15 protein-coding genes are annotated in these 22,683 nt (G+C 70.1%); 11 read left to right on the top strand and 4 right to left on the bottom strand.

The window, feature by feature from the left end; translation table 11 throughout:
• Positions 1–11 precede the first annotated feature (11 nt).
• Positions 12–3,815 carry a GH92 family glycosyl hydrolase gene (locus tag IG05_RS0102970; RefSeq protein ID WP_199808231.1) on the bottom strand — a complete coding sequence of 1,268 codons (3,804 nt, stop codon included), beginning with the start codon at positions 3,813–3,815 and terminating at the stop codon, positions 12–14.
• A gap of 341 nt (positions 3,816–4,156) precedes the next feature.
• Here IG05_RS0102970 and ngcE point away from each other — a divergent pair, with 341 nt between their 5' ends.
• From ngcE to IG05_RS0102920, 10 genes are all read left to right on the top strand, one after another.
• On the top strand, positions 4,157–5,599 hold the full coding sequence (gene ngcE, locus IG05_RS0102965) for an N-acetylglucosamine/diacetylchitobiose ABC transporter substrate-binding protein (RefSeq protein WP_030338760.1): 1,443 nt from the start codon (positions 4,157–4,159) through the stop codon (positions 5,597–5,599).
• 114 nt (positions 5,600–5,713) lie between these two features.
• Positions 5,714–6,649, top strand: coding sequence for a carbohydrate ABC transporter permease (locus IG05_RS0102960; RefSeq protein ID WP_030338759.1), 936 nt, complete (start codon positions 5,714–5,716; stop codon positions 6,647–6,649).
• A gap of 14 nt (positions 6,650–6,663) precedes the next feature.
• Entirely contained in the window at positions 6,664–7,587 is a 924-nt protein-coding gene (locus IG05_RS0102955; protein ID WP_030338758.1) for a carbohydrate ABC transporter permease, read from the top strand.
• A 186-nt stretch (positions 7,588–7,773) separates the two neighbouring features.
• Entirely contained in the window at positions 7,774–8,973 is a 1,200-nt protein-coding gene (locus IG05_RS0102950) for an ROK family transcriptional regulator (protein ID WP_030338757.1), read from the top strand.
• A gap of 133 nt (positions 8,974–9,106) precedes the next feature.
• On the top strand, positions 9,107–10,210 hold the full coding sequence (locus IG05_RS0102945) for a substrate-binding domain-containing protein (protein WP_030338756.1): 1,104 nt from the start codon (positions 9,107–9,109) through the stop codon (positions 10,208–10,210).
• Between the two features lie 182 nt (positions 10,211–10,392).
• Positions 10,393–11,181, top strand: coding sequence for an ATP-binding cassette domain-containing protein (locus IG05_RS0102940; protein ID WP_030338755.1), 789 nt, complete (start codon positions 10,393–10,395; stop codon positions 11,179–11,181).
• Complete coding sequence (locus tag IG05_RS0102935; RefSeq protein WP_030338754.1) at positions 11,178–12,470, top strand: sugar ABC transporter permease; 1,293 nt, start codon at positions 11,178–11,180, stop codon at positions 12,468–12,470. The genes IG05_RS0102940 and IG05_RS0102935 overlap by 4 nt, the downstream gene beginning before the upstream one ends.
• A 128-nt stretch (positions 12,471–12,598) precedes the next feature.
• Positions 12,599–14,527: a 1-deoxy-D-xylulose-5-phosphate synthase gene (gene dxs / locus IG05_RS0102930; protein ID WP_030338753.1), complete on the top strand. Its 1,929-nt coding sequence runs from the start codon at positions 12,599–12,601 to the stop codon at positions 14,525–14,527.
• A gap of 156 nt (positions 14,528–14,683) precedes the next feature.
• Positions 14,684–16,204, top strand: a complete 1,521-nt coding sequence (locus IG05_RS0102925; RefSeq protein ID WP_030338752.1) for an amino acid permease — start codon at positions 14,684–14,686, stop codon at positions 16,202–16,204.
• Positions 16,205–16,273: 69 nt separating this feature from the next.
• Positions 16,274–17,812, top strand: coding sequence for a glycosyltransferase family 39 protein (locus IG05_RS0102920; protein WP_234335747.1), 1,539 nt, complete (start codon positions 16,274–16,276; stop codon positions 17,810–17,812).
• Here the strand turns inward: IG05_RS0102920 and IG05_RS0102915 are convergent.
• Positions 17,733–18,134: a hypothetical protein gene (locus IG05_RS0102915; protein WP_030338750.1), complete on the bottom strand. Its 402-nt coding sequence runs from the start codon at positions 18,132–18,134 to the stop codon at positions 17,733–17,735. The two genes, IG05_RS0102920 and IG05_RS0102915, sit on opposite strands and share 80 nt — an antisense overlap.
• 76 nt (positions 18,135–18,210) lie before the next feature.
• Here IG05_RS0102915 and IG05_RS0102910 point away from each other — a divergent pair, with 76 nt between their 5' ends.
• Positions 18,211–19,227 (top strand): hypothetical protein, encoded by a 1,017-nt coding sequence (locus tag IG05_RS0102910; RefSeq protein ID WP_030338749.1) that lies wholly within the window; start codon positions 18,211–18,213, stop codon positions 19,225–19,227.
• Positions 19,228–19,279: 52 nt separating this feature from the next.
• On the opposite strand, the gene IG05_RS0102905 is transcribed toward IG05_RS0102910, so the two are convergent.
• Together IG05_RS0102905 and IG05_RS0102900 are read right to left on the bottom strand one after the other, a co-directional pair.
• Entirely contained in the window at positions 19,280–21,409 is a 2,130-nt protein-coding gene (locus tag IG05_RS0102905) for a 3-hydroxyacyl-CoA dehydrogenase NAD-binding domain-containing protein (protein WP_030338748.1), read from the bottom strand.
• A complete protein-coding gene (locus IG05_RS0102900; RefSeq protein ID WP_030338747.1) occupies positions 21,406–22,623 on the bottom strand; it encodes a thiolase family protein in 1,218 nt (405 codons plus the stop codon). The genes IG05_RS0102905 and IG05_RS0102900 overlap by 4 nt, the downstream gene beginning before the upstream one ends.
• Positions 22,624–22,683: the final 60 nt, after the last annotated feature.

The following is a 22,683-nucleotide window of genomic DNA, read 5'->3' as shown; positions in this document are numbered from 1 at the left end:
GGTGTTCCGGGTCAGCCCAGCAGTTCCACCTCCGCCAGGGTCGACTCGCCGTCCAGGACCAGGCGGTACCTGGTGAACGTGCCCGGTGCGGTGATGGTGAAGGCGCGGGTCTGGCGGTCCCAGGCGAACGATTCCCCGGAGCGGTGGTCCAGGGTCCGCCAGGTCGTGCCGTCGGTGGAGCCCTCCAGGGTCCAGCCGGCCGGTGCCTTCGTGTGGTCGGCTCCCGAGGTCAGCGTGTACTGCACCGGCCGTACCCCGCCCTCGGCCGGGAGGTCCGCCGAGGTGAGCGTCGCGCTCGTCGCCGAGGTGTCGTCGAAGAGCGGGCCGTCACCCTTCAGCACGTCCGCGCGGGGCGTCGGCACCTTGTCGTCCCGGGTGACGGAGACCGGGCCCGCGTCCTTGCCCGTGCCCCACGCCGACGGCTTCGGACCCATGGCGAAGTCCAGCACCCCGCCCTTGGCGAGCAGCGAGTGCGGCAGCGAAGTCGACGTCCAGGGACGGCCGTTGACCCTGACCCCCTGGACGTAGACGTTCTTCGCGCTGTTCCGGGGCGCCCGCACCACCAGGTCCCGGCCGTTCTCCAGGTGCACGGTGACCTGCTTGAACAACGGGGAGCCGATGGAGTACTCGCCGCTGCCCATCACCAGCGGGTAGAAACCGAGCGCGGAGAAGAGGTACCAGGCCGACTGCTCGCCGTTGTCCTCGTCGCCGTGGTAGCCCTGCCCGATCTCGCTGCCGGTGTACAGCCGGGAGAGCGCCTCACGGACGTACGCCTGCGCCTTCCAGGGCCGGCCGGCCGCGTCGTACATGTAGATGACGTGGTGCGCGACCTGGTTGGAGTGGCCGTACATGCCCATCCGGACGTCCCGTGCCTCGGTCATCTCGTGGATGACCCCGCCGTAGGAGCCGACGTGGTCGGGGGAGGCGGTCTCCGGGGTGGCGAAGTACTCGTCCAGCTTGTCCGCGAGGCCCTGCCGGCCGCCGTACAGGTTGGCCAGGCCCCGGCTGTCCTGCGGGGCGGTGAACGCGTACCCCCAGCCGTTGGTCTCCGTGTAGTCGTAGCCCCACACCCGGGGGTCGTACCGCGCGGAGTCCACGCGCCAGGCGCCCTGCGCGTCGCGGCCCTGGAAGAAGCCCGCCTTGGCGTCGAAGAGGTTCACGTAGTCCCGGGCCCGGTTGAGGAAGTACTCCGACTCCTCCCGGTAGCGCTTCTCGCCCGTCTTCCGGTACAGCGCCTCGCCCATCCTGGCGATGCCGTAGTCGTTGACGTAGCCCTCCATCGCCCACGACAGGCCCTCGTGCGTGGCGGTCGAGGTGTAGCCGAGGAAGGGCGAGGTGCTCATGCCCTTGCGGCCCACGCCCGACATCGGCGGAACGACGGTCGCGTTCTTCACGGCCGCGTCGTACGCCGCCTTCGCGTCGAACCGCACGCCCTTGACGTAGGCGTCGGCGAACGCCACGTCCGAGGAGGTGCCGGTCATCAGGTCGGCGTAGCCGGGGGAGGACCAGCGCGAGGTCCAGCCGCCGTCCTTGTACTGCTGCACGAACCCGTCGACCATCTCGCCGGCCTGGGACGGCGTCAGGAACGAGTACGCCGGCCAGGTGGTCCGGTAGGTGTCCCAGAAGCCGTTGTTCACGTACACCCTGCCGTCGACGATCTTCGCGCCGGTGTGCGCCGGGGTGTCCGGACCCGGCATCGGGGAGAACGGCGAGGCGTACCGGTCCTTGCCGTCGACCTGCTCGAAGCCGGAGTTCGGGTACAGGTAGAGCCGGTACAGACCGGAGTACAGGGTGGTCAGCTGGTCCGGGGTCGCCCCCTCCACCTCGACCTTGCCGAGCAGGGTGTCCCAGGCATGCCGGGCCCGCGTCCGGACCGCGTCGAAGGAGGTGCCGTCCGGGATCTCCCGGCGCAGGTTGTCCTTCGCCTGGTCGATGCCGATGAGCGAGGTCGCCAGGCGCAGCGTGACGGTGCGGTCGGCGCCCGCGTCGAACCGCAGGTACCCCTTCACCCCGCTCGACGTGCCCTCGGTGACGGGCTTGTCGAACTCGCCGTACACGAACAGCCGGGTGGCACCGGTGGACAGGCCCGACTTCACGTCCGAGTAGCCGGTGACGATCCCGTGCTCCTTGTCCAGCGTCAGGCCGGCCTGCTCGGTGACGTTGTCGAACAGCACGTTCGCGTTGTCGCCGGGGTAGGTGAAGCGGAGCACGGCCGCGTGGTCGGTCGGGGTCATCTCGGCCTTGAGACCGTTCTCGAACCGCACCCCGTAGTAGTACGGCCGCGCGGTCTCGTTCTCGTGCCGGAAGGGCAGCTCCCGCGCCTCGCGGCCGGTGTCCGGGGTGCCGGAGGCGGCCGACGGCATCAGCTGGAAGGTCTGCCGGTCGCCCATCCACGGGCTCGGCTCGTGGCTCGCGCTGAACGCCTGGATCGTCGGCAGGTTGTCCGCGTTGTTCGCACGTGCGTACTCGTACAGCCAGCTGAGCGAGGACGCGTTGGTCACCGGCGTCCAGAAGTTGAACCCGTGCGGCAGGGCCGTCGCCGGGAAGTCGTTGCCCCGCGAGAAGCTGCCGCTGGAGTTGGTGCCCCGGGTGGTCAGCGCGTAGTCCGACAGGTGCGCCCTCGGCTTCTCGGGGGCCACCGGCTGCAGGGTCACGTCGTCCAGCCAGCCGCGGAACTTCGCCGGGCCGTCGGGGGAGTCGTACGCCACCAGGATCCGGTCGACGGTCCGGCCGGCCGCCACCGGGCCGATCCGCGCCGACACGTCGTTCCACTGGTTGACGTACAGGGCCTTCGACCCGCCCTGCCCGCGCGGGGAGAGCGGGAAGCCGTGCTGGTCCAGGGCGCCCAGGCCGCTCAGGTAGGTACCGTCGGTGAAGGCCAGGTCGACGGAGACGTTCGTGGCGTCGTAGTCGCGGTCGCCCTCGGCCATCGACGGGAAGATGCGGTACGACAGCTCGGTGTCGCCGCTCACCTTCACGTTCACGTCGAAGACCTTGTTGTACGAGTAGGCCCGGCCGGCCGCCGTGTGCCGGCCGGCGTAGCGCAGGGCACGCTTTCCGGTGAACCCGGCCCGCGCCTTGGCGGTCGGGGAGCCGCTCGGTCCCTTGTCGACCAGGGTCAGCATGTCCTGCGGCACCGGACCGCCGGTGCCTCCGGTGGACAGCTGCACGTCGGCCAGCTGCAGGATGTCCGGGGCGCCGGCGTTCCTCGTCACCTCCAGCCGGAAGTACTGGTACTCCGCCGGTTCGGCGAGGTCGTACGACTTCGTGCTGAACCGCTCGGCGAACGTCTCGCCCGCGCGGGTGTCGACCGTCTTCCAGTCCTTGCCGTCGGCCGAGCCCTTGAGGGTCCAGTCCTCGGGGTCGCGCTCGGCGTAGTCGTTGGCCGAGGTCAGCGCGTAGGTCGCTATTCTGATGGGCTTGTCCAGGTCGAACTCCACCCAGCCGGTGGGCTCGAACGTCAGCCACTTGGTGCCGGGCTCGCCGTCGACGAGGTTCTCCTCGACCTCGCCGGCGCCCGCGTTGTCGGCGCTCGCCCGGACCTCGGTGACGTGATCGGTGACGTTGCCCGGGATGCCGGTGCTGTAGCCGCCGTCGACGCCCGAGGCGCGCTTCTCGCCGTCCGGTCCGGTGTCCACGGTGTTCAGCCAGTCCGGCGCCGGATCGCCCACCTCGAACGAGGATGCGAACTCCCGTTCGGCCGTTGGAGCCTTGGCGGGCAGGGCGACCGCGGCGCCCTGCCCGCCGACGGCCATGACAAAGGCGGCCGTGAGGACGGCCGCCGGAGTCCATCTGTGCCGCGTTCTCCGCTGCATCTTGGGATTTCCCCTCCTGCGCCCCCTCCGGACAACGTTGTCAGCTACGGGCGCAGGAACCAGTAGGTGGTCAAGTGGCCGTTGGTGTCAAGGGTGTTGACCGTGGCATTCAGGGAGTTATGTCGCGACTTTTTCCACGGGGTCCTCCGTCGGGCCGTCATATTTCCGCGAGGTCTCAACTCGGAAAAGACCCAACGCGAACCATGCATTCGATCTTGCTCCGTCGACGGGAAGTGGACTATACCTGTCGGCGTTTCCAGCACGACCCAGCACTACCCGACAGCGGTGCCGGGGAGGATCCGGTTCACCGCCTGAGTCCTGGAGAAGGCGAGGACTTGAGCATGGGATCCACTGCGCACCACGGTGCCGAAGGTGTGGGCCGTCGTGATCTGATCAAGCGGTCCGCGGCACTCGGCCTGGTCGCCGCACCCGGAATGGGCCTGCTGTCCGCCTGCGCCAGCGGCGGCGGGGACGGCGACTCGGGGGAGGGCGGCACCAAGGGAAAGACGTCCAAGGACAACCCGTTCGGTGCCGAGAAGGGCAGCAAGCTCGACGTCGTCGTCTTCAAGGGCGGATACGGCGACGATTACGCCAGGGCGTGGGAGGCCGACTTCGGCAGGAAGCTCGGCATCACCTCCACGCACACCGGCACCCAGGAGATCACCGGCAAGCTCCAGCCGCGCTTCAACGCGGGCAACCCGCCGGACCTCGTGGACGACTCCGGCGCGCAGCAGATCAAGGTCGACGTCCTGTACAAGAACGGCCAGCTGCTGGACCTTTCCGAGGTGCTGGACGCGCCCTCGGTGGACGACCCCGCCAAGAAGGTCCGCGACACCCTGATCCCCGGCACGCTCGACCCGGGCATGCAGGAGGGCAAGATCGTCGCGCTGAACTACATCTACACGGTCTGGGGTCTGTGGTACTCCGGCAAGCTCTTCAAGGAGAAGGGCTGGGAGGAGCCCAAGACCTGGGCGGACTTCCTCGCCGTCTGCAAGGACGCCAAGTCGCAGGGCATCGGCGGCCTCGCCCACCAGGGCAAGTACCCGTACTACATCAACGTCGCCATCATGGACCTGATCGCCAAGAAGGGCGGCCTGGACGCCATGAAGGCGATCGACAACCTCGACCCCAAGGCGTTCGTCGGCTCCGAGGCCGCCCAGGACGCCATCGAGGCGATCTACGAGGTGGTCGAGAAGGGCTATCTGATGCCCGGTACGAACGGCCTGACCCACACCGAGTCGCAGACCCGCTGGAACCAGTACAAGGCCGCGTTCATCACCTCCGGCTCCTGGCTGGAGAACGAGCAGCTCAAGCAGACGCCGACCGACTTCGACATGAAGTTCCTGCCGATGCCGCTGCTGCCCGGCAGCAAGCTGCCCTTCGAGGCCATCCGGGCCGGCTCGGGCGAGCCCTTCATCATCCCGGCCAAGGCGAAGAACCTGCCGGCGGCGAAGGAGTTCATGCGGCACATGCTCTCCAAGGAGTGGTCGACGCTCTTCGCCAAGCAGGCCAACTCGCTGACGATCCTCAAGGACGGCGTCGACCCGGGTGTCCGGCTGCGGCCGGGTACGCAGTCCACGGTCGAGGCCTCCAAGGCGGCCGGTGCCCACACCTTCCGTTACCTGTACACCGAGTGGTACGGCGAGATGGGGACCGCCATCGAGGCCGCGTCCAACGAGCTGATGTCCAAGCGGATTCAGCCGAAGGAGTGGCTGAAGCGGTGTCAGGCGGCGGTGGACAAGCAGGCCAAGGACCCCGCGTCCAAGAAGAACCACCGGGATTAGGTTCGCCTAGTCGTCACAGGGGTGCGGGGCGCCGGCGAGTGCCGGTCCGTTGCGGCTGGTCGCGCAGTTCCCCGCGCCCCTCCGGGGCGCGATACCACAGGGCGGTCGAAAGTCATGCGCAAAGGGCAGTACCGGTTCGTCGCGGGATTTCTCGTCGTTCCCGTGGCGCTTTACGTGATCTTCGTGATCTGGCCGTACCTCCAGACGTTCGGCTATTCGCTGACCGACTGGAAGGGGCAGTCCCAGACCTTCCGCTTCGTTGGTCTGGACAATTACAGGAAGCTGCTCCAGGACGACGTCTTCCTGGAGGCCATCTGGCACAACATCCTCTTCCTGATCTTCATCCCGGTGATCACCATTCTGCTCGCCCTGTTCTTCGCGTTCATGCTGAACGCGGGCGGGCGCGGCCGGGCGGGCGGGGTGCAGGGAGTCGCCGGCGCGAAGTTCTACAAGATCCTCTATTTCTTCCCGCAGGTGCTGTCGCTGGCCATCCTCGCGGTGCTGTTCAACGCGGTGTACCGCAGTGACGGCGGCGGCCTGCTCAACGGCCTGCTGATCAAACTCGGGCTGGTCGACGCCGACAGTCCGGTGGAATGGCTCAACGAACCGAACATGGTGCTGTGGGCGCTGCTGCTCGTCGTGGTCTGGCACGGCGTCGGCTTCTACCTGGTGCTGTTCTCGGCCGCGATGCAGTCCATCCCGCGGGACATCTACGAGGCCGCCCTGATCGACGGGGCGAGCCGGAACCAGTCCTTCTTCCGCATCACCCTGCCGCTGCTGTGGGACTCGGTGCAGACCGCCTGGGTCTACCTCGGCATCGTCGCCATGGACATGTTCGTCCTGGTCTCCTCGATGACCCAGAACATGGGCGCGTACGGCGGCGGCCCCGACCACCACAGCGACGTGATGTCGACGGTGATGATGCGGAACTTCCTCTATTACGGCAAGAGCGGGTACGCCTGCGCCATGGGCGTGGTCATGCTGCTGCTCACGCTGGTCCTGTCCGTGGTCACGCTGCGCGCCACCCGCCGCGAGCGCATCGAGTTCTGAGCGGAGCGACGACGATGAGCGCACCCATCAAGGAGACCGCCCCCGCCCCGGCCGGGCGGACGGTGGCCAAGGTCCCCGTCCGGCCGGACGACCGGCGCGGCGAGGGCGTGGTCCTGAACGTCTTCTCCCACGGCTTCCTCGCCCTGTGGGCCCTGCTGATCGTGCTGCCGCTGCTGTGGCTGGTGCTCAGCGCCTTCAAGACCGACGCCCAGATCGGCGGCTCGGCCCTCGGCTGGCCGCAGAACTGGACCCTCGGCGTCTTCGGCCGCGCCTGGGACAAGGGCATCGGGGACTACTTCCTGAACACCGTGATCGTGCTGGTGTTCTCCGTGCCGCTGACCATGCTGTTCGGGTCGATGGCCGCGTACGTGCTGGCCCGGTACCCGTTCCGGGGCAACCGGCTGCTGTACTACTTCTTCGTGGCCGGCGCCATGTTCCCGGTCTTCCTGGCCCTGGTCCCGCTGTTCTTCATGGTCAAACGGCTGGACATGCTGAACACCTACCAGGGGCTGATCCTGGTCTACATCGCCTACTCGATGCCGTTCACGGTGTTCTTCATGCACGCCTTCTTCCGGACCCTGCCCACGGCGGTCTTCGAGGCGGCGATCCTGGACGGTGCCTCGCACACCCGTACCTTCTTCCAGGTGATGCTGCCGATGGCCAAGCCCGGGCTGATCAGCGTGGGCATCTTCAACACTCTGGGCCAGTGGAACCAGTTCATCCTGCCCACGGTCCTGATGCAGCCGCAGAGCGGTGACGACCCCGAACGGTACGTCCTCACCCAGGGCCTGATCCAGCTGCAACAGCAGCAGGGGTACGCCTCCGACCTGCCCGTTCTCTTCGCGGGTGTGACGATTGCCATGATCCCGATGCTGGTGGTCTACCTGTCGTTCCAGCGCCAGGTGCAGGCGGGTCTGACCTCGGCGACGCTGAAGTAGCAGGGCCCCGCAGCCACCGCGCGCACGCCGTCCCCGGCACCGGGGACGGCGCACTCGCGCGCGTACCGGGTACCCCGAAACAGTTCAACCTCTTGACGGAAGTCGCCCCGAACGGCTCAGCTTAGAGTTCACTAGTTGGACATACACGGGGCCTCGCCGAAGCGGCCCCGCGCTCAGGAGGTCGTCGTGGAGACTCCAGGGTCGCAGTCGTCACTGCACCGGGCCAACCTGGAGCGGGTCGTCCGGGCCGTACGCCTGGCCGGGTCCCTCACGCAGGCGGAGATCGCGCGGACGACCGGGCTGTCCGCGGCGACCGTCTCGAACATCGTGCGGGAGCTGAAGGACGGCGGAACCGTCGAGGTCACGCCCACGTCGGCGGGCGGGCGCCGGGCCCGCAGCGTCAGCCTGAGCGGGGACGCCGGGATCGTGATCGGCGTGGACTTCGGGCACACCCATCTGCGCGTCGCGATCGGGAACCTCGCCCACCAGGTGCTGGCCGAGGAGGCCGAGCCGCTGGACGTCGACGCCTCCGCCGACCAGGGCTTCGACCGGGCCGAACAGCTGGTCAACCGGCTGATCGCGGCGACCGGCGTGGACCGGACCAAGGTGGCCGGCGTGGGGCTCGGCGTGCCGGGCCCGATCGACGTGGAGTCGGGCACGCTGGGATCGACCGCGATCCTGCCCGGCTGGGGCGGCACCAAGCCCGCCGAGGAGCTGCGCGAACGGCTCGGCGTGCCCGTGCACGTGGACAACGACGCCAACCTCGGCGCCCTGGGCGAGCTGGTCTGGGGCAGTGGCAAGGGTGTGCGGGACCTCGCGTACATCAAGGTGGCGAGCGGTGTCGGCGCCGGCCTGGTCATCGACGGGAAGATCTACCGCGGCCCAGGCGGCACAGCCGGAGAAATCGGGCATATTACACTCGATGAATCCGGCCCGGTCTGCCGCTGCGGGAACCGCGGCTGCCTGGAGACCTTCGCGGCGGCGCGCTATGTGCTCCCGCTGCTCCAGCCCAGCCACGGCACCGACCTGACCTTGGAAGGCGTCGTACGGCTGGCCAGGGACGGTGACCCGGGCTGCCGTCGCGTGATCGCCGACGTCGGCCGCCACATCGGCAGCGGGGTGGCCAATCTCTGCAATCTGCTGAACCCGAGCCGGGTGGTCCTCGGTGGTGATCTCGCCGAGGCCGGTGAGCTGGTGCTCGGGCCGATCAGGGAGTCCGTCGGCCGCTACGCCATCCCCAGCGCGGCGCGCCAACTGTCCGTTCTCCCCGGGGCGCTTGGAGGCCGTGCGGAGGTGCTCGGAGCGCTCGCCCTCGCTCTCAGCGAGATGGGCGATTCGACCCTTTTGGAGGGGGTACTCCCCGTGGCGACCCCTGCCTTCACTTAGAGAACGGATGGCACCGTTGCCATCTCGTTAAGGATTTACTTCTTGACGTCGCACGTGTGGCCGAGTTGACTTCCAGCCACCTCGGCCGCAACGACGCGGCCTCGTCAGGGAGGTTTCACAAGTGAACGCACGTATGCGTCGTGCCGCCGTTGCCGTTGCCGCCGGTGCGATGGCCGTGTCGCTGGCCGCCTGTGGCAGCGCCAAGGAAGCCAAGGGCAACAGCGACCACTCCAGCTCCGGTTCGAAGAAGGGCGACGCCATCACGGTGGGTCTGCTCCTTCCGGAGAACCAGACCGCGCGTTACGAGAAGTTCGACAAGCCCATCATCGAGAAGCAGGTCAAGGACCTGACGAACGGCAAGGGCAAGGTCGTCTACGCGAACGCCAAGCAGGACGCCACCACGCAGAACCAGCAGGTCGACACGATGGTGACCAACAAGGTCGACGTGCTGATCGTGGACGCGGTGGACTCCAAGGCCATCGCCAGCTCGGTCAAGAAGGCCAAGGACGCCGGCATCCCGGTCGTCGCCTACGACCGCCTGGCCGAGGGCCCGATCGACGCCTACACCTCCTTCGACAACGAAGAGGTCGGTCACACCCAGGGCAAGGCCCTGCTGAAGGCGCTGGGCGGCAAGGCCAAGCCCTCCGCCAAGATCGTCATGATGAACGGCGCGATCACCGACCCGAACGCCGCCTTCTTCAAGAAGGGCGCGCTGGCGGAGCTCAAGGGCAAGGTCGACATCGCCAAGTCGTACGACACCAAGGAGTGGAAGCCGGAGAACGCCAACGCCAACATGGAGGGCGCCATCTCCGCCCTCGGCAAGAAGAACATCGTGGGCGTCTACTCCGCCAACGACGGCATGGCCGGCGGTATCATCACCGCGCTCAAGGCCGCGGGCATCAGCGTCCCGGTGACCGGCCAGGACGCCGAGCTGGCCGGTGTGCAGCGCATCGTGACGGGCGACCAGTACATGAGCGTGTACAAGTCCTACCCGCAGGAGGCCGCCGTGGCCGCTAAGATGGCCGTCGCGCTCGGCAAGGGTGAGAAGCTCGACTCCATCGCCACGAGCAAGGTCGACAGCCCGACCGCGAAGCAGGTTCCCTCGGTCATCGTCCCGGTCGTCTCGCTGACCAAGGACAACATCAAGCAGACCGTCATCAAGGACGGCTTCTACACGATCAGCGACATCTGCACCGACAAGTACAAGTCGGCCTGCGACAAGATCGGTCTGAAGTAAGCAGCCGCACGACGCTTACCGTACGCGCGAGTTCCCCGGAGCATCCCCCGGGCAGGCGCGCGCGGTGACAAGCCCCTCCGGCGCCCCGCATCCACCAGCCCCGCAAAGCTAGGGCGGGGCGCCGGACGGACCCCCTTTCCAAACTTCTGCACAACCTCCCGCCGGGTCAGGCGGCGAAGGAGATGGTTCACGTGTCCGCTACGCCCGTGCTGGCGTTGCGCGGGGTCTCCAAGCGGTTCGGTGCCGTCCAGGCGCTCACCGACGTCGAGCTTGAGGTCCACGCCGGTGAAGTGGTCGCCCTGGTGGGCGACAACGGCGCCGGAAAGTCCACGCTGGTCAAGACGATCGCCGGCGTGCATCCCATCGATGAGGGCGTCATCGAGTGGGACGGCAAAGCCGTACAGATCAGCAAGCCGCACGACGCCCAGAACCTGGGCATCGCGACCGTCTACCAGGACCTCGCGCTGTGCGACAACATCGACGTCGTCGGCAACCTCTACCTGGGCCGGGAGCTGCGCAAGCGCGGCGTCCTGGACGAGGTGGAGATGGAGCGCCGCTCCCGTGAGCTGCTCACCACGCTGTCGATCCGCATCCCCAGCGTGCGCATTCCGATCGCCTCGCTGTCCGGCGGTCAACGCCAGACCGTGGCCATCGCCCGCTCCATGCTCGGCGAGCCCAAGCTGGTCATCCTCGACGAGCCCACCGCGGCCCTCGGTGTCGAGCAGACCGCGCAGGTCCTCGACCTCGTGGAGCGGCTGCGCGAGCGCGGCCACGCCGTGATCCTCATCAGCCACAACATGGCCGATGTGAAGGCCGTGGCGGACAAGGTCGCCGTGCTGCGCCTGGGGCGCAACAACGGCGTGTTCGAGGTCAAGTCCACCTCGCAGGAAGAGATCATCTCCGCCATCACCGGTGCCACGGACAACGCCGTGACCCGTCGTGCGGCGCGCAACGGGGAGGCTCAGAAGTGAGCATCGACAAGACCTCCGCCCCTGCCGGCCCGCAGACCGCGGAGAACCCGGAGGCGGCCGCCGGCTCGGACGTGGCCGTCGACCCCCGGCTGCTCGTGCGCGAGCAGGGCTTCGCCGGCTACGTCGGCGAGTTCAAGCGCAAGATCCGCGCCGGTGACCTCGGCTCGATCCCGGTCGTCGTCGGCCTGATCGTCATCTGGGCGATCTTCGCGAGCCTGAACTCCAACTTCCTCACCGCGGGCAACCTGTCCGACATCTCCGTGGCCATGGTCGGCACGGGCATGATCGCCGTCGGTATCGTCTTCGTGCTGCTGCTCGGCGAGATCGACCTGTCGGTCGGTTCGGTCAGCGGTGTCGCGGGCGCCACCTTCGCCGTGCTCAACATCACGCACGGCATGGCCGAGTGGCTGGCGCTGATCCTCGCCATCCTCACCGGCGCGGTCGCGGGCGCCATCCACGGCTTCTTCTTCGCCCGGGTCGGTGTCCCGGCGTTCGCCGTCACCCTGGCCGGCCTGCTGTTCTGGAACGGCTTCATGCTCCAGATCCTCGGCAGCAACGGCACGATCAACCTGGACGACAGCGGTCTGGTCGCCAAGCTGAGCGGCTACTACTTCAGCGACGTGGCAGCCGCCTACGGCCTCGCCGCGGTCGCCGTCGTGGTGTTCTTCCTCACCGCGTTCTTCGACAACCGCCGCCGTGAGGCCGCGGGTGTGCCGTCGCGTCCGCTGAGCGAGATCATCGTCCGCACGGTGCTCCTCGCCGTCGTGGCCTTCGCCGCCGCCGCCGTCTTCAACCAGTACAAGGGCCTGCCGCTGGCCGTGGTGCTGTTCCTGGCGGTCCTGGTGATCACCGACTTCGTGCTGCGCCGCACGGCGTACGGCCGGAAGATCTTCGCGCTCGGCGGCAGCATCGAGGCGTCCCGCCGGGCCGGCATCAACGTCGCGGCGGTCCGGATCTCGGTATACGCGATCTCCGGGACCTTCGCCGCCATCGGCGGCCTGTTCATCGCCTCCAAGATCACCTCGGCCAACCAGGGTGCCGGTGGCGGTGACCTGCTGATGAACGCGATCGCGGCGGCCGTGATCGGCGGCACGTCCCTCTTCGGCGGCCGGGGCCGGACCTGGAACGCGCTCCTCGGCGTGCTGGTCATCGTCTCGATCCAGTACGGCCTCGCCCTGCAGGGCATCGCCTCCCCGGTCCAGTACATGATCACCGGCGGCGTCCTGCTGGCCACCGTCGTCATCGACGCGGTGACCCGCAAGACCCAGAAGTCGGCCGGGCGGGCGTAACCACCCGTACGACCCCAGTGCCCGGCACCGTCAAAGGTGCCGGGCGCTGTCATGTGTCGTCAGGCCGGAACATTAGACTCGGGCGAGCCCGGCAACAGCTCGATCAGCTCTACTGCAAGGAGGCACGGGTGCCGCTGCTGACCCGCATCAGGGGACCGCGCGATCTGGACCGGCTCAGCCTGGAGGAGCTGGACCAGCTGGCGGAGGAGATCCGTACCTTCCTCGTCCAGGAGGTCTCCAAGACCGGCGGGCACCTGGGCCCCAACCTCGGGGTGGTGGAGCTGACCATCGCCCTGCACCGGGTCTTCGAGTCCCCGAAGGACAAGGTGCTGTGGGACACCGGCCACCAGTCCTACGTGCACAAGCTGCTCACCGGCCGGCAGGACTTCTCGCGGCTGAAGATGAAGGGCGGCCTGTCCGGCTACCCCTCGCAGGCCGAGTCCGAGCACGACGTCATCGAGAACAGCCACGCCTCGACCGTGCTCGGCTGGGCCGACGGCATCGCCAAGGCCAACCAGCTGCGCCGGCGGGACAGCCACGTGGCCGCGGTCATCGGTGACGGGGCGCTGACCGGCGGTATGGCCTGGGAGGCGCTGAACAACATCGCCGAGGCCAAGGACCGGCCGCTGGTCATCGTCGTCAACGACAACGAGCGCTCCTACGCCCCGACCATCGGCGGCCTCGCCAACCACCTGGCCACCCTGCGCACCACCGACGGCTACGAGCGCTTCCTGGCCCGGACCAAGGACATCCTCGACCGCACCCCGGTCGTCGGCAGGCCGCTGTACGAGACCCTGCACGGCGCCAAGAAGGGGCTGAAGGACTTCATCGCCCCGCAGGGCATGTTCGAGGACCTGGGCCTGAAGTACGTCGGCCCGATCGACGGCCACGACATCGAGGCGCTGGAGTCGGCGCTGGCCCGCGCCAAGCGGTTCGGCGGGCCGGTCATCGTGCACTGCCTGACCGAGAAGGGCCGCGGCTACCAGCCCGCCCTCCAGGACGAGGCCGACCGGTTCCACGCCGTCGGCAAGATCCACCCGGACACCGGGCTGCCGATCGCCTCCTCCGGCGCCGACTGGACCTCGGTGTTCGGCGAGGAGATGGTCCGGCTCGGCGAGGAGCGCGAGGACATCGTCGCCATCACCGCGGCCATGCTCCAGCCGGTCGGCCTGGACCGCTTCGCCAAGCGGTTCCCCGAGCGGGTGTACGACGTCGGGATCGCCGAGCAGCACGGCGCCGTCTCCGCGGCCGGCCTCGCCCACGCCGGCGTGCACCCCGTCTTCGCCGTGTACGCCACGTTCCTGAACCGCGCCTTCGACCAGGTCCTCATGGACGTGGCCCTGCACCGGTGCGGGGTGACGTTCGTGCTGGACCGGGCCGGCGTCACCGGCACCGACGGCGCCTCGCACAACGGCATGTGGGACATGTCGATCCTCCAGGTGGTGCCCGGGCTGCGGCTGGCCGCGCCGCGCGACGCCGACCAGGTGCGGGCCCAGCTGCGCGAGGCCGTCGCCGTCGAGGACGCGCCGACCGTGGTGCGCTTCTCCAAGGGCGCCGTCGGCCCCGCCGTCCCCGCCGTGGGCAGGGTCGGGGGCATGGACGTCCTCCGCGAGCCGGGCACCGACCGGCCGGACGTGCTGCTGGTCTCCGTGGGCGCCCTCGCCCCGATGTGCCTGGAGGTCGCCGAGCTGCTCGACCGGCAGGGCATCTCCACCACCGTGGTCGACCCGCGCTGGGTCAAGCCCGTCGACGAGGCCATGGCCCCGCTCGCCGAGCGGCACCGGGTCGTCGTCACCGTCGAGGACAACAGCCGCGTCGGCGGAGTCGGCTCCGCCATCGCCCAGGCCCTGCGGGACGCGGGCGTGGACGTGCCGCTGCGCGACTTCGGCATCCCGCCGCGCTTCCTGGACCACGCCTCCCGCGCCGAGGTGCTCGCCGAGATCGGGCTGACCGCGCCGGACATCGCCCGCCAGGTCACCGGGCTGGTCGCCAAGCTCGACGGCCGCTTCGGCGACACCGCCCGCGCCGTGGACTCCGTGGAGCCCGCGCGCGACTAGGAACGGACCCGCACGTCGCACCTCGCACGGGCCGGTTCCGCCGCTTCTCCAGGTGGCGGAATCGGCCCTTTTGCGTGAACCTGCCTGTGCCGGGCCATACGCGTCCCCGGCCCTCTCGATCATGTCGAGGTCGACAAGCGTGTGGGAGGTAGGCCCGTGAGCAGCACGCTCTTCAGGACGAAGAAGATCGAGCAGTCGATCCTCGACACCGAGGAACCCGAGCACGCGCTCAGGAAGTCCCTCTCCGCGCTCGACCTGACCGTCTTCGGCGTCGGCGTCATCATCGGCACCGGCATCTTCGTCCTCACCGGGCAGGTCGCCAAGAACAACGCCGGTCCGGCGGTGGCCCTGGCCTTCGTCGCGGCCGGTGTCGCCTGCGGGCTCGCCGCCCTGTGCTACGCCGAGTTCGCCTCCACGGTCCCCGTGGCGGGCTCCGCCTACACCTTCTCGTACGCCTCCCTGGGCGAACTGCCCGCCTGGATCATCGGCTGGGACCTGGTCCTGGAATTCGCGCTCGGCACCGCCGTCGTGGCGGTCGGCTGGTCCGGCTACGTCCGCTCCCTGCTGGACAACTGGGGCTGGCACCTGCCGGCCTACCTGGGCGGCCGGGACGCCGCCTCCGGCTTCGGGTTCGACATCCTCGCCGCCGCCCTGGTGCTGGTGCTCACCGCCATCCTCGTCGTCGGCATGAAGCTGTCCGCGCGGATCACCTCGGTCGTCGTCGCCATCAAGGTGACCGTCGTCCTCATCGTGATCATCGCGGGCGCCTTCTTCGTCAACGGCGCCAACTACAAGCCGTTCGTCCCCAAGCCCCAGGCGGTGGAGGCGGGCGGCAACCTCAAGGCCCCGCTGATCCAGCTGATGTTCGGCTGGGCGCCGTCCAACTTCGGTGTGATGGGCATCTTCACCGCCGCCTCGGTGGTGTTCTTCGCGTTCATCGGGTTCGACATCGTCGCCACAGCCGCCGAGGAGACCCGCAACCCGCAGCGGGACATGCCGCGCGGCATCCTCGGCTCCCTGCTCATCTGCACCGTGCTCTACGTCGCCGTCTCGGTCGTCGTCACCGGCATGCAGAAGTACACCCGGCTCTCCGTGGACGCCCCGCTCGCCGACGCGTTCAAGTCCATCGGCCACCCCTGGTACGCGGGCGTCATCAGCTTCGGCGCCGCCGTCGGCCTCACCACCGTCTGCATGATCCTGCTGCTGGGCCAGACCCGGGTGTTCTTCGCGATGAGCCGGGACGGACTGCTGCCCCGCTTCTTCTCCCGCGTCCACCCGCGCTTCCGCACCCCGCACCGGCCGACCATCCTGCTCGGCGTCATCATCGCGATCGTGGCCGGCTTCACGAGCCTGAGCCAACTGGCCGAGCTGGTGAACATCGGCACGCTGTTCGCGTTCGTCGTCGTCGCCCTGAGCGTCATCATCCTGCGCAAGACCCGCCCCGACCTGCACCGCGCCTTCCGCACCCCGTGGGTCCCGGTCGTCCCCGTCCTGTCGGTGTGCGCCTCGCTGTGGCTGATGCTCAACCTGCCCGCCGAGACCTGGCTCCGGTTCGCCATCTGGATGTTCATCGGCTTCGTCGTCTACTTCCTCTACGGCCGCTCCCACAGCCGCCTCGGCCGGGAGCAGGCGGCCGCCGCCGAGGCCGCGCGCCCACCGGACGGAACACCGCGCTAGCCACCGACCGGCCCCGGCCCCGTATGTCCCGCTTCGGCGGAGACGGCGGGGCCGGATAGCGTGCGGACCATGCTCGCCGCCCCGCTCGCCCCCGCACGGCCCACGGTCACCCGGACGGCGTACTGGACGCGGCTCCTGCCCCTCCTGGCGGCCCTGGCCTGCGCCACCCGGGTGCCGTCCTTCGTCCGGCCGCTGTGGAACCCGGACGAGGGCTTCCTCGCCGTACAGGCCCGGCTGCTGGCCGGGGGCGGACAGCTGTACGACACGGTCGTGGACCGCAAACCGCCGCTGCTGCCCTGGCTGTACCAGGCCGCGTTCGCGCTGTGCGGCTCCGGCTCGCTGACCCCGCTGCGGATCCTCGCCGTCCTCGCCCAGCTGCTCACGGCCGCCCTGCTGGCCTCCCTGGCGCGCCGCCGCTGGGGCGACCGCGCCGGCCGCACCGCCGGGGTGCTGTACCTGCTCGTCTCGGTCGGGCTCAACCCCGAGGACGCGCAGGCCGCCACCTTCGAGGTGTTCATGCTGCCCTGGACGGCCGCCGCCCTGTGGTGCGCCGACCGCGGGCGCTGGGGCGCCGCCGGGGCCGCCGTCGCCGCCGCGTTCCTGACCAAGCAGACCGGCGGCGCCGTCCTGCTGCCGGCGGCCTGGCTGCTGCACCGCCGGGGCGGCACCCGCGCGGGCCTGCCCCGGCTCGCCGCCGGTCTCGCCGCCCCCGTTCTCGGCGCGGCCCTGCTGACGGACCCGGCCGGCTTCCTGTTCTGGACGGTGACCGGCTCCACCGCCTACGCCACCCCCACCGGCTCCGAACTCCACGTACTGGCCCGCGCGCTGACCAACACCGCGATCCTGGCGGCGGCCTCGGCGGGACTGCTGCCCCCGGTCGTACGGGCCCTGCGCACCACCCGCACCGGAGCGGCCGAACTGTGGCTGTGGCTGGCCTGCTCGGCCGTCGCGGTGATCCTCGGCTGCCATTTCTTCGGCCACTACTACCTGCAACTCACCCCGCCGCTCGCCCTGCTGGCCACCGCCGCGCTGCACGTCCTGCCCCGGGAACGGCACCTGGCCGCCGTCCTGACCTCGGCCGGCGCCTGCGCCCTGTTCGTCGGCTGGGGCCTGGTCGCCCCGCGCCCCGAACTCGCGCACGCCGAACGGCTCGCGGCGGCCCTCGCGCACCGCACGGCACCCGCCGACCGGGTCCTGGTCTGGGGCATACACCCGGAGACGTACTGGCTGGCCGGCCGTACCCCCGCCACCCGCTACCTCACCGCCGGCCTGCTCACCAACTACAGCGGCGGCCGGGACGGCCCCCGGGTCGGCGAGGAGTACGCCGTGGCCGGTGCCTGGCCGGTCTTCCGGCGGGAGATGGCCGCGCACGCCCCCGCCCTCGTCGTCGACGACTCCCGGGGCGCGCCCTACGCCCCCGGCCGCCTGCCCACCCTGCGCCGCCTGCTGGCCGCGGACTACGCGAAGGTGGACCGGATCGACGGGGCGGTGCTGTACGCCCGGGTGCCGGCCGGGCCGCGGGCTCGGCTCAGCCCAGGACCGTACGCGGCCCCGCCACCTCGGCCCCCAGCTCCGTCACCCGGCGCCGCAGCTCCCGGTCGGCGGTGACCACCAGGCGGGCCCGGCCGGCGCTCTGCGCGGTCAGCTCCACGATCCGGTCGTCCCCGCTGCCCGGCGCCGGCTCCACCCGGACGCCGGGCACGGACGCCACCCCCCGGGCCGCGCCCTCGACCACGAGCACGATCTCCACCGGCCCGGTGTGCCCGGGCAGTCCCGCGCTCGCCAGCCGGTCCCGCAGCCGCTCGGCCGCCCCCCTGCGGTCCCGCCACCAGCCGTCGGGCCGGGAACCGACGACGTTCGCGCCGTCCACGACGACGAGCAGCGGGGCGGGGGAGCCGGAGGCGTCCACGGGGTCGCGGGGATCGGTCATGCACCCCAGGGTCCCACGGCCCGGCGGTGCGGGGGCCGGAGCCCGGGAGCGGCGCCGGGCGGCTTAAAGTGAACCGGTGAACGGCGACTGGCTCCTGCGCGGCCGCGACGGCCGGCTGAGTGTCTACCAGCTGTCGGGTGACGCCGTCCGGTGCCGGGCGGAGCGCGGCCCCGGCGGCCCGTGGTCCGCTCCCCGCACGGTGGGCGGCGAGCAGCGACTGCATCCCGTCCTGGCCGTCGGCCAGGGCGCCGACGGCTATGCCCACCTGGTCTCCTGGCGGCCCACCGTCCAGGGCGAGTCCGGGCTGGTGCACTCCACGCACTTCCGCCCGCACCTGGCGGCCCTGGACTGGAACCCGGTCGGCCACCCCAACAAGAAGGGCGACCGGACCGGCACGCCCGCCGTCGCGGTGGACGCCCAGGGCCGCGCCCACCTCTTCGTCCGCAACAAGGGCGGCGGCGTGAGCATGCTCGCCCAGAAGGAGAAGGGCGGCTGGGACCCCTGGCGGGACCTCAAGGGCAAGGAGGTCCAGGACGGTCTCGCGGCGGTGACGGGGGAGTCCGGCCGGGTCGAGCTGTACGCGGCCGTCCCGCAGGGCCTGCTGTACTGGCGTCAGGAGGAACCGGGCGCCCAGCCGGTGCTGCAGGAGGCCCTCCAGGCGCCGGTCCGCCCCGGCACGCTGCGCGCCCTGGCCACGTCCCCGGACCGTACGACCGTCTTCTACACCGACACCTCCGGCGACCTGTGCGCCTGGCGCCCGGGCGGCAAGCCGGTCACCCTGCTGCCCGCGGCCGGACCGGGCCCGGTGTCGGCGGTCCGCTGCGACCTGGACGGCCACGACTGCACCCTGCTGGTCCAGCGCTCGGCCGCCCGCCGGGTCGCCTTCGCCGCGTATCCGACCGAACTGGAGTCCGCGGGCGCCTGGTGGACCGAGTCGGGCCCCGAACTGCCGCTGGACGCGCTGGTGTCCCTCACCGAGGACGCCGCGGGCCGTGTGGTGGCGGCAACGTCGTCCCCGTCGACCGGCCGCCTCCTGCTGACCCGGCGCAAGGACGAGCCGGGGCTGGCGCTGGAGGCGTGGCGGGAGGTCTGACACGCGCGAGGGCCCCCGCCGCGGCGGGGGCCCTCGGTGCTGTCACCCGGTGTTACGCGGGCACGCTGGCCACGCCGGGCGCCAGGAACTTCTTGCCGTTCACGCGCTCCGACACGCCCTCGCGGTCCAGGTACGGCGTGATGCCGCCCAGGTGGAAGGGCCAGCCGGCGCCCGTGATCAGGCACAGGTCGATGTCCTGGGCCTCGGCGACGACGCCCTCGTCGAGCATGAGCCCGATCTCCTGGGCGACGGCGTCGAGGACACGGTCGCGGACCTGCTCCTCGGTCAGGACGGTGTCGCCCTGCTTGAGCAGCGCGGCGACCTCCGGGTCCAGCTCCGGCTTGCCGCTGTCGTAGACGTAGAAGCCGCGCTTGCCGGCCTTGACGACGGCCGCCAGGTTCGGGGAGACCTTGAAGCGGTCCGGGAAGGCCCGGTTGAGGGTCTCCGAGACGTGCAGGCCGATCGCCGGGCCGACCAGCTCCAGCAGGACCAGCGGCGACATCGGCAGGCCGAGCGGCTCGATCGCCTTCTCGGCGACCTCGACCGGGGTGCCCTCGTCGATCACGTTCTGGATCTCGCCCATGAAGCGGGTCAGGATCCGGTTCACGACGAACGCCGGGGCGTCCTTGGTGAGGACCGCGGTCTTCTTCAGCTTCTTGGCGACGGCGAAGGCCGTGGCCAGCGAGGCGTCGTCGGTCTTCTCGCCGCGGACGATCTCCAGCAGCGGCAGGATCGCGACCGGGTTGAAGAAGTGGAAGCCGACGACCCGCTCGGGGTTCTTCAGCTTCGACGCCATCTCCGTCACCGACAGCGAGGAGGTGTTGGTGGCGAGGATCGCGTGCGCCGGGGCGACCGCCTCGACCTCGGCGAACACCTGCTGCTTGACACCGATCTCCTCGAACACGGCCTCGATGACGAAGTCCGCGTCCGCGAAGCCCTCGGCCTTGTCCAGGACACCGGTCACCAGCGCCTTGAGGCGGTTGGCCTTGTCCTGGCCGATCCGGCCCTTGCCGAGCAGCTTGTCGATCTCGGCGTGGACGTAGCCCACCCCCTTGTCGACGCGCTCCTGGTCGATGTCGGTCAGCACGACCGGCACCTCCAGGCGGCGCAGGAACAGCAGCGCGAGCTGGCTGGCCATCAGACCGGCGCCGACGACGCCGACCTTGGTGACCGGGCGGGCCAGGTTCTTGTCCGGGGCGCCGGCGGGACGCTTGCCGCGCTTCTGCACCAGGTTGAACGCGTAGATGCCGGCGCGCAGTTCGCCGCCCATGATCAGGTCGGCGAGGGCCTGGTCCTCGGCGTCGAAGCCCTGCTGGAGGTCCTCGTTCTTGGCGGCGGCGATGATGTCCAGGGCGCGGTACGCGGCCGGAGCGGCGCCGTGCACCTTGCTGTCCGCGATGAAGCGGCCCTTGGCGACGGCCTGGTCCCAGGCCTCGCCGCGGTCGATCACCGGGCGCTCGACCTTGACGTCGCCCTTGAGCACCTGGGCGGTCCAGATCAGCGACTGCTCCAGGAAGTCGGCGCCCTCGAAGAGCGCGTCCGCGATCCCGAGGTCGAAGACCTGCTTGCCCTTGAGCTGCTTGTTCTGGTTCAGCGAGTTCTCGATGATGACCGAGACGGCCTTGTCGGCGCCGATCAGGTTCGGCAGCAGGGTGCAGCCGCCCCAGCCGGGGACCAGGCCGAGGAAGACCTCGGGCAGCGAGAACGCCGGGATCGCCTTGGAGACGGTCCGGTAGGTGCAGTGCAGGCCGACCTCGACGCCGCCGCCCATCGCCGCGCCGTTGTAGTAGGCGAAGGTCGGGACGGCCAGCTTGGCCAGGCGCTTGAAGACCTCGTGGCCGCCCTTGCCGATGGCGAGCGCGTGCTCGTGCTCCTTCAGCAGCTCGACGCCCTTGAGGTCGGCGCCGACCGCGAAGATGAACGGCTTGCCGGTGATGCCGACACCGACGATCTCGCCGTCCGCGGCCTCCTTCTCGACCTGGTCCACGGCGGTGTTCAGGTTCGCCAGCGAGGCCGGGCCGAAGGTGGTCGGCTTGGTGTGGTCCAGGCCGTTGTCCAGCGTGATCAGCGCGAAGCGGCCGGCGCCGGCGGGGAGGTCGAAGTGGCGTACGTGCGCACTGGTGACGACCTCGTCGGGGAACAGCTCGGAAGCCTGCTTGAGAAGCTCGGCGGTGGTGCTCACTTGTCCCCCTCGAAGTGCGGGTTCTCCCAGATGACCGTCGCGCCCATGCCGAAGCCGACGCACATGGTGGTCAGGCCGTAGCGGACGTGCGGCTGCTCCTCGAACTGGCGGGCCAGCTGCGTCATCAGGCGGACGCCGGAGGAGGCCAGCGGGTGGCCGAAGGCGATGGCGCCGCCGTACTGGTTGACGCGCTCGTCGTCGTCGGCGATGCCGTAGTGGTCGAGGAAGGCCAGCACCTGCACGGCGAAGGCCTCGTTGATCTCGAACAGGCCGATGTCGGAGATGGACAGGCCCGCCTTGGCGAGCGCCTTCTCCGTGGCCGGGATCGGGCCGTAGCCCATGACCTCCGGCTCGACGCCCGCGAAGGCGTATGACACCAGGCGCATCTTCACCGGCAGGTCGTGCTCGCGGGCGAAGTCCTCGCTGGCGATGATCGAGGCGGTGGCGCCGTCGTTGAGACCGGCCGCGTTGCCCGCGGTGACCCGGCCGTGCACGCGGAACGGCGTCTTCAGACCGGCCAGGCTCTCCAGGGTGGTGCCCGGGCGCATCGGCTCGTCGGCGGTGACCAGGCCCCAGCCCGTCTCACCGGCGTCGGCGTTGGTGCGGCGCACCGAGATCGGCACCAGGTCCTGCTGGATCTTGCCGTTGGCGTACGCCTTGGCGGCCTTCTCCTGCGAGCGCACGGCGTACTCGTCGGCGCGCAGCTTGGTGATCTGCGGGTAGCGGTCGTGCAGGTTCTCCGCGGTCATGCCCATGAACAGGGCCGACTCGTCCACCAGCTTCTCGGAGACGAACCGCGGGTTCGGGTCCACGCCCTCACCCATCGGGTGACGGCCCATGTGCTCGACACCGCCGGCGATGACGGCGTCGTAGGCACCGAAGGCGATCGAACCGGCGGTGGCGGTGACGGCGGTCAGGGCGCCGGCGCACATGCGGTCGATCGAGTAGCCCGGGACGGACTGGGGCAGGCCCGCGAGGATGCCGGCGGTACGGCCGAGGGTCAGGCCCTGGTCGCCGATCTGCGTGGTCGCGGCGATGGCGACCTCGTCGATCTTCTTCGGGTCCAGACCGGGGTTGCGGCGCAGCAGCTCCCGGATCGCCTTCACGACGAGGTCATCGGCACGGGTCTCGTGGTAGATGCCCTTCGGGCCCGCCTTGCCGAACGGGGTGCGGACGCCGTCGACGAAGACGACGTCCCTGACGGTACGAGGCACGATGGCTCTCCTCCAGATGCGGGATGGCACTGCTGCGTTGCGCTGAGCGCGCGCTCAGAA

This window comes from Streptomyces sp. NRRL S-1022 (assembly GCF_000720135.1).
Classification (GTDB): Bacteria; Actinomycetota; Actinomycetes; order Streptomycetales; family Streptomycetaceae; genus Streptomyces.
The sequence above is the reverse complement of the archived record's forward strand: the minus strand, read 5'-3'. Positions and strand labels throughout refer to the sequence as shown.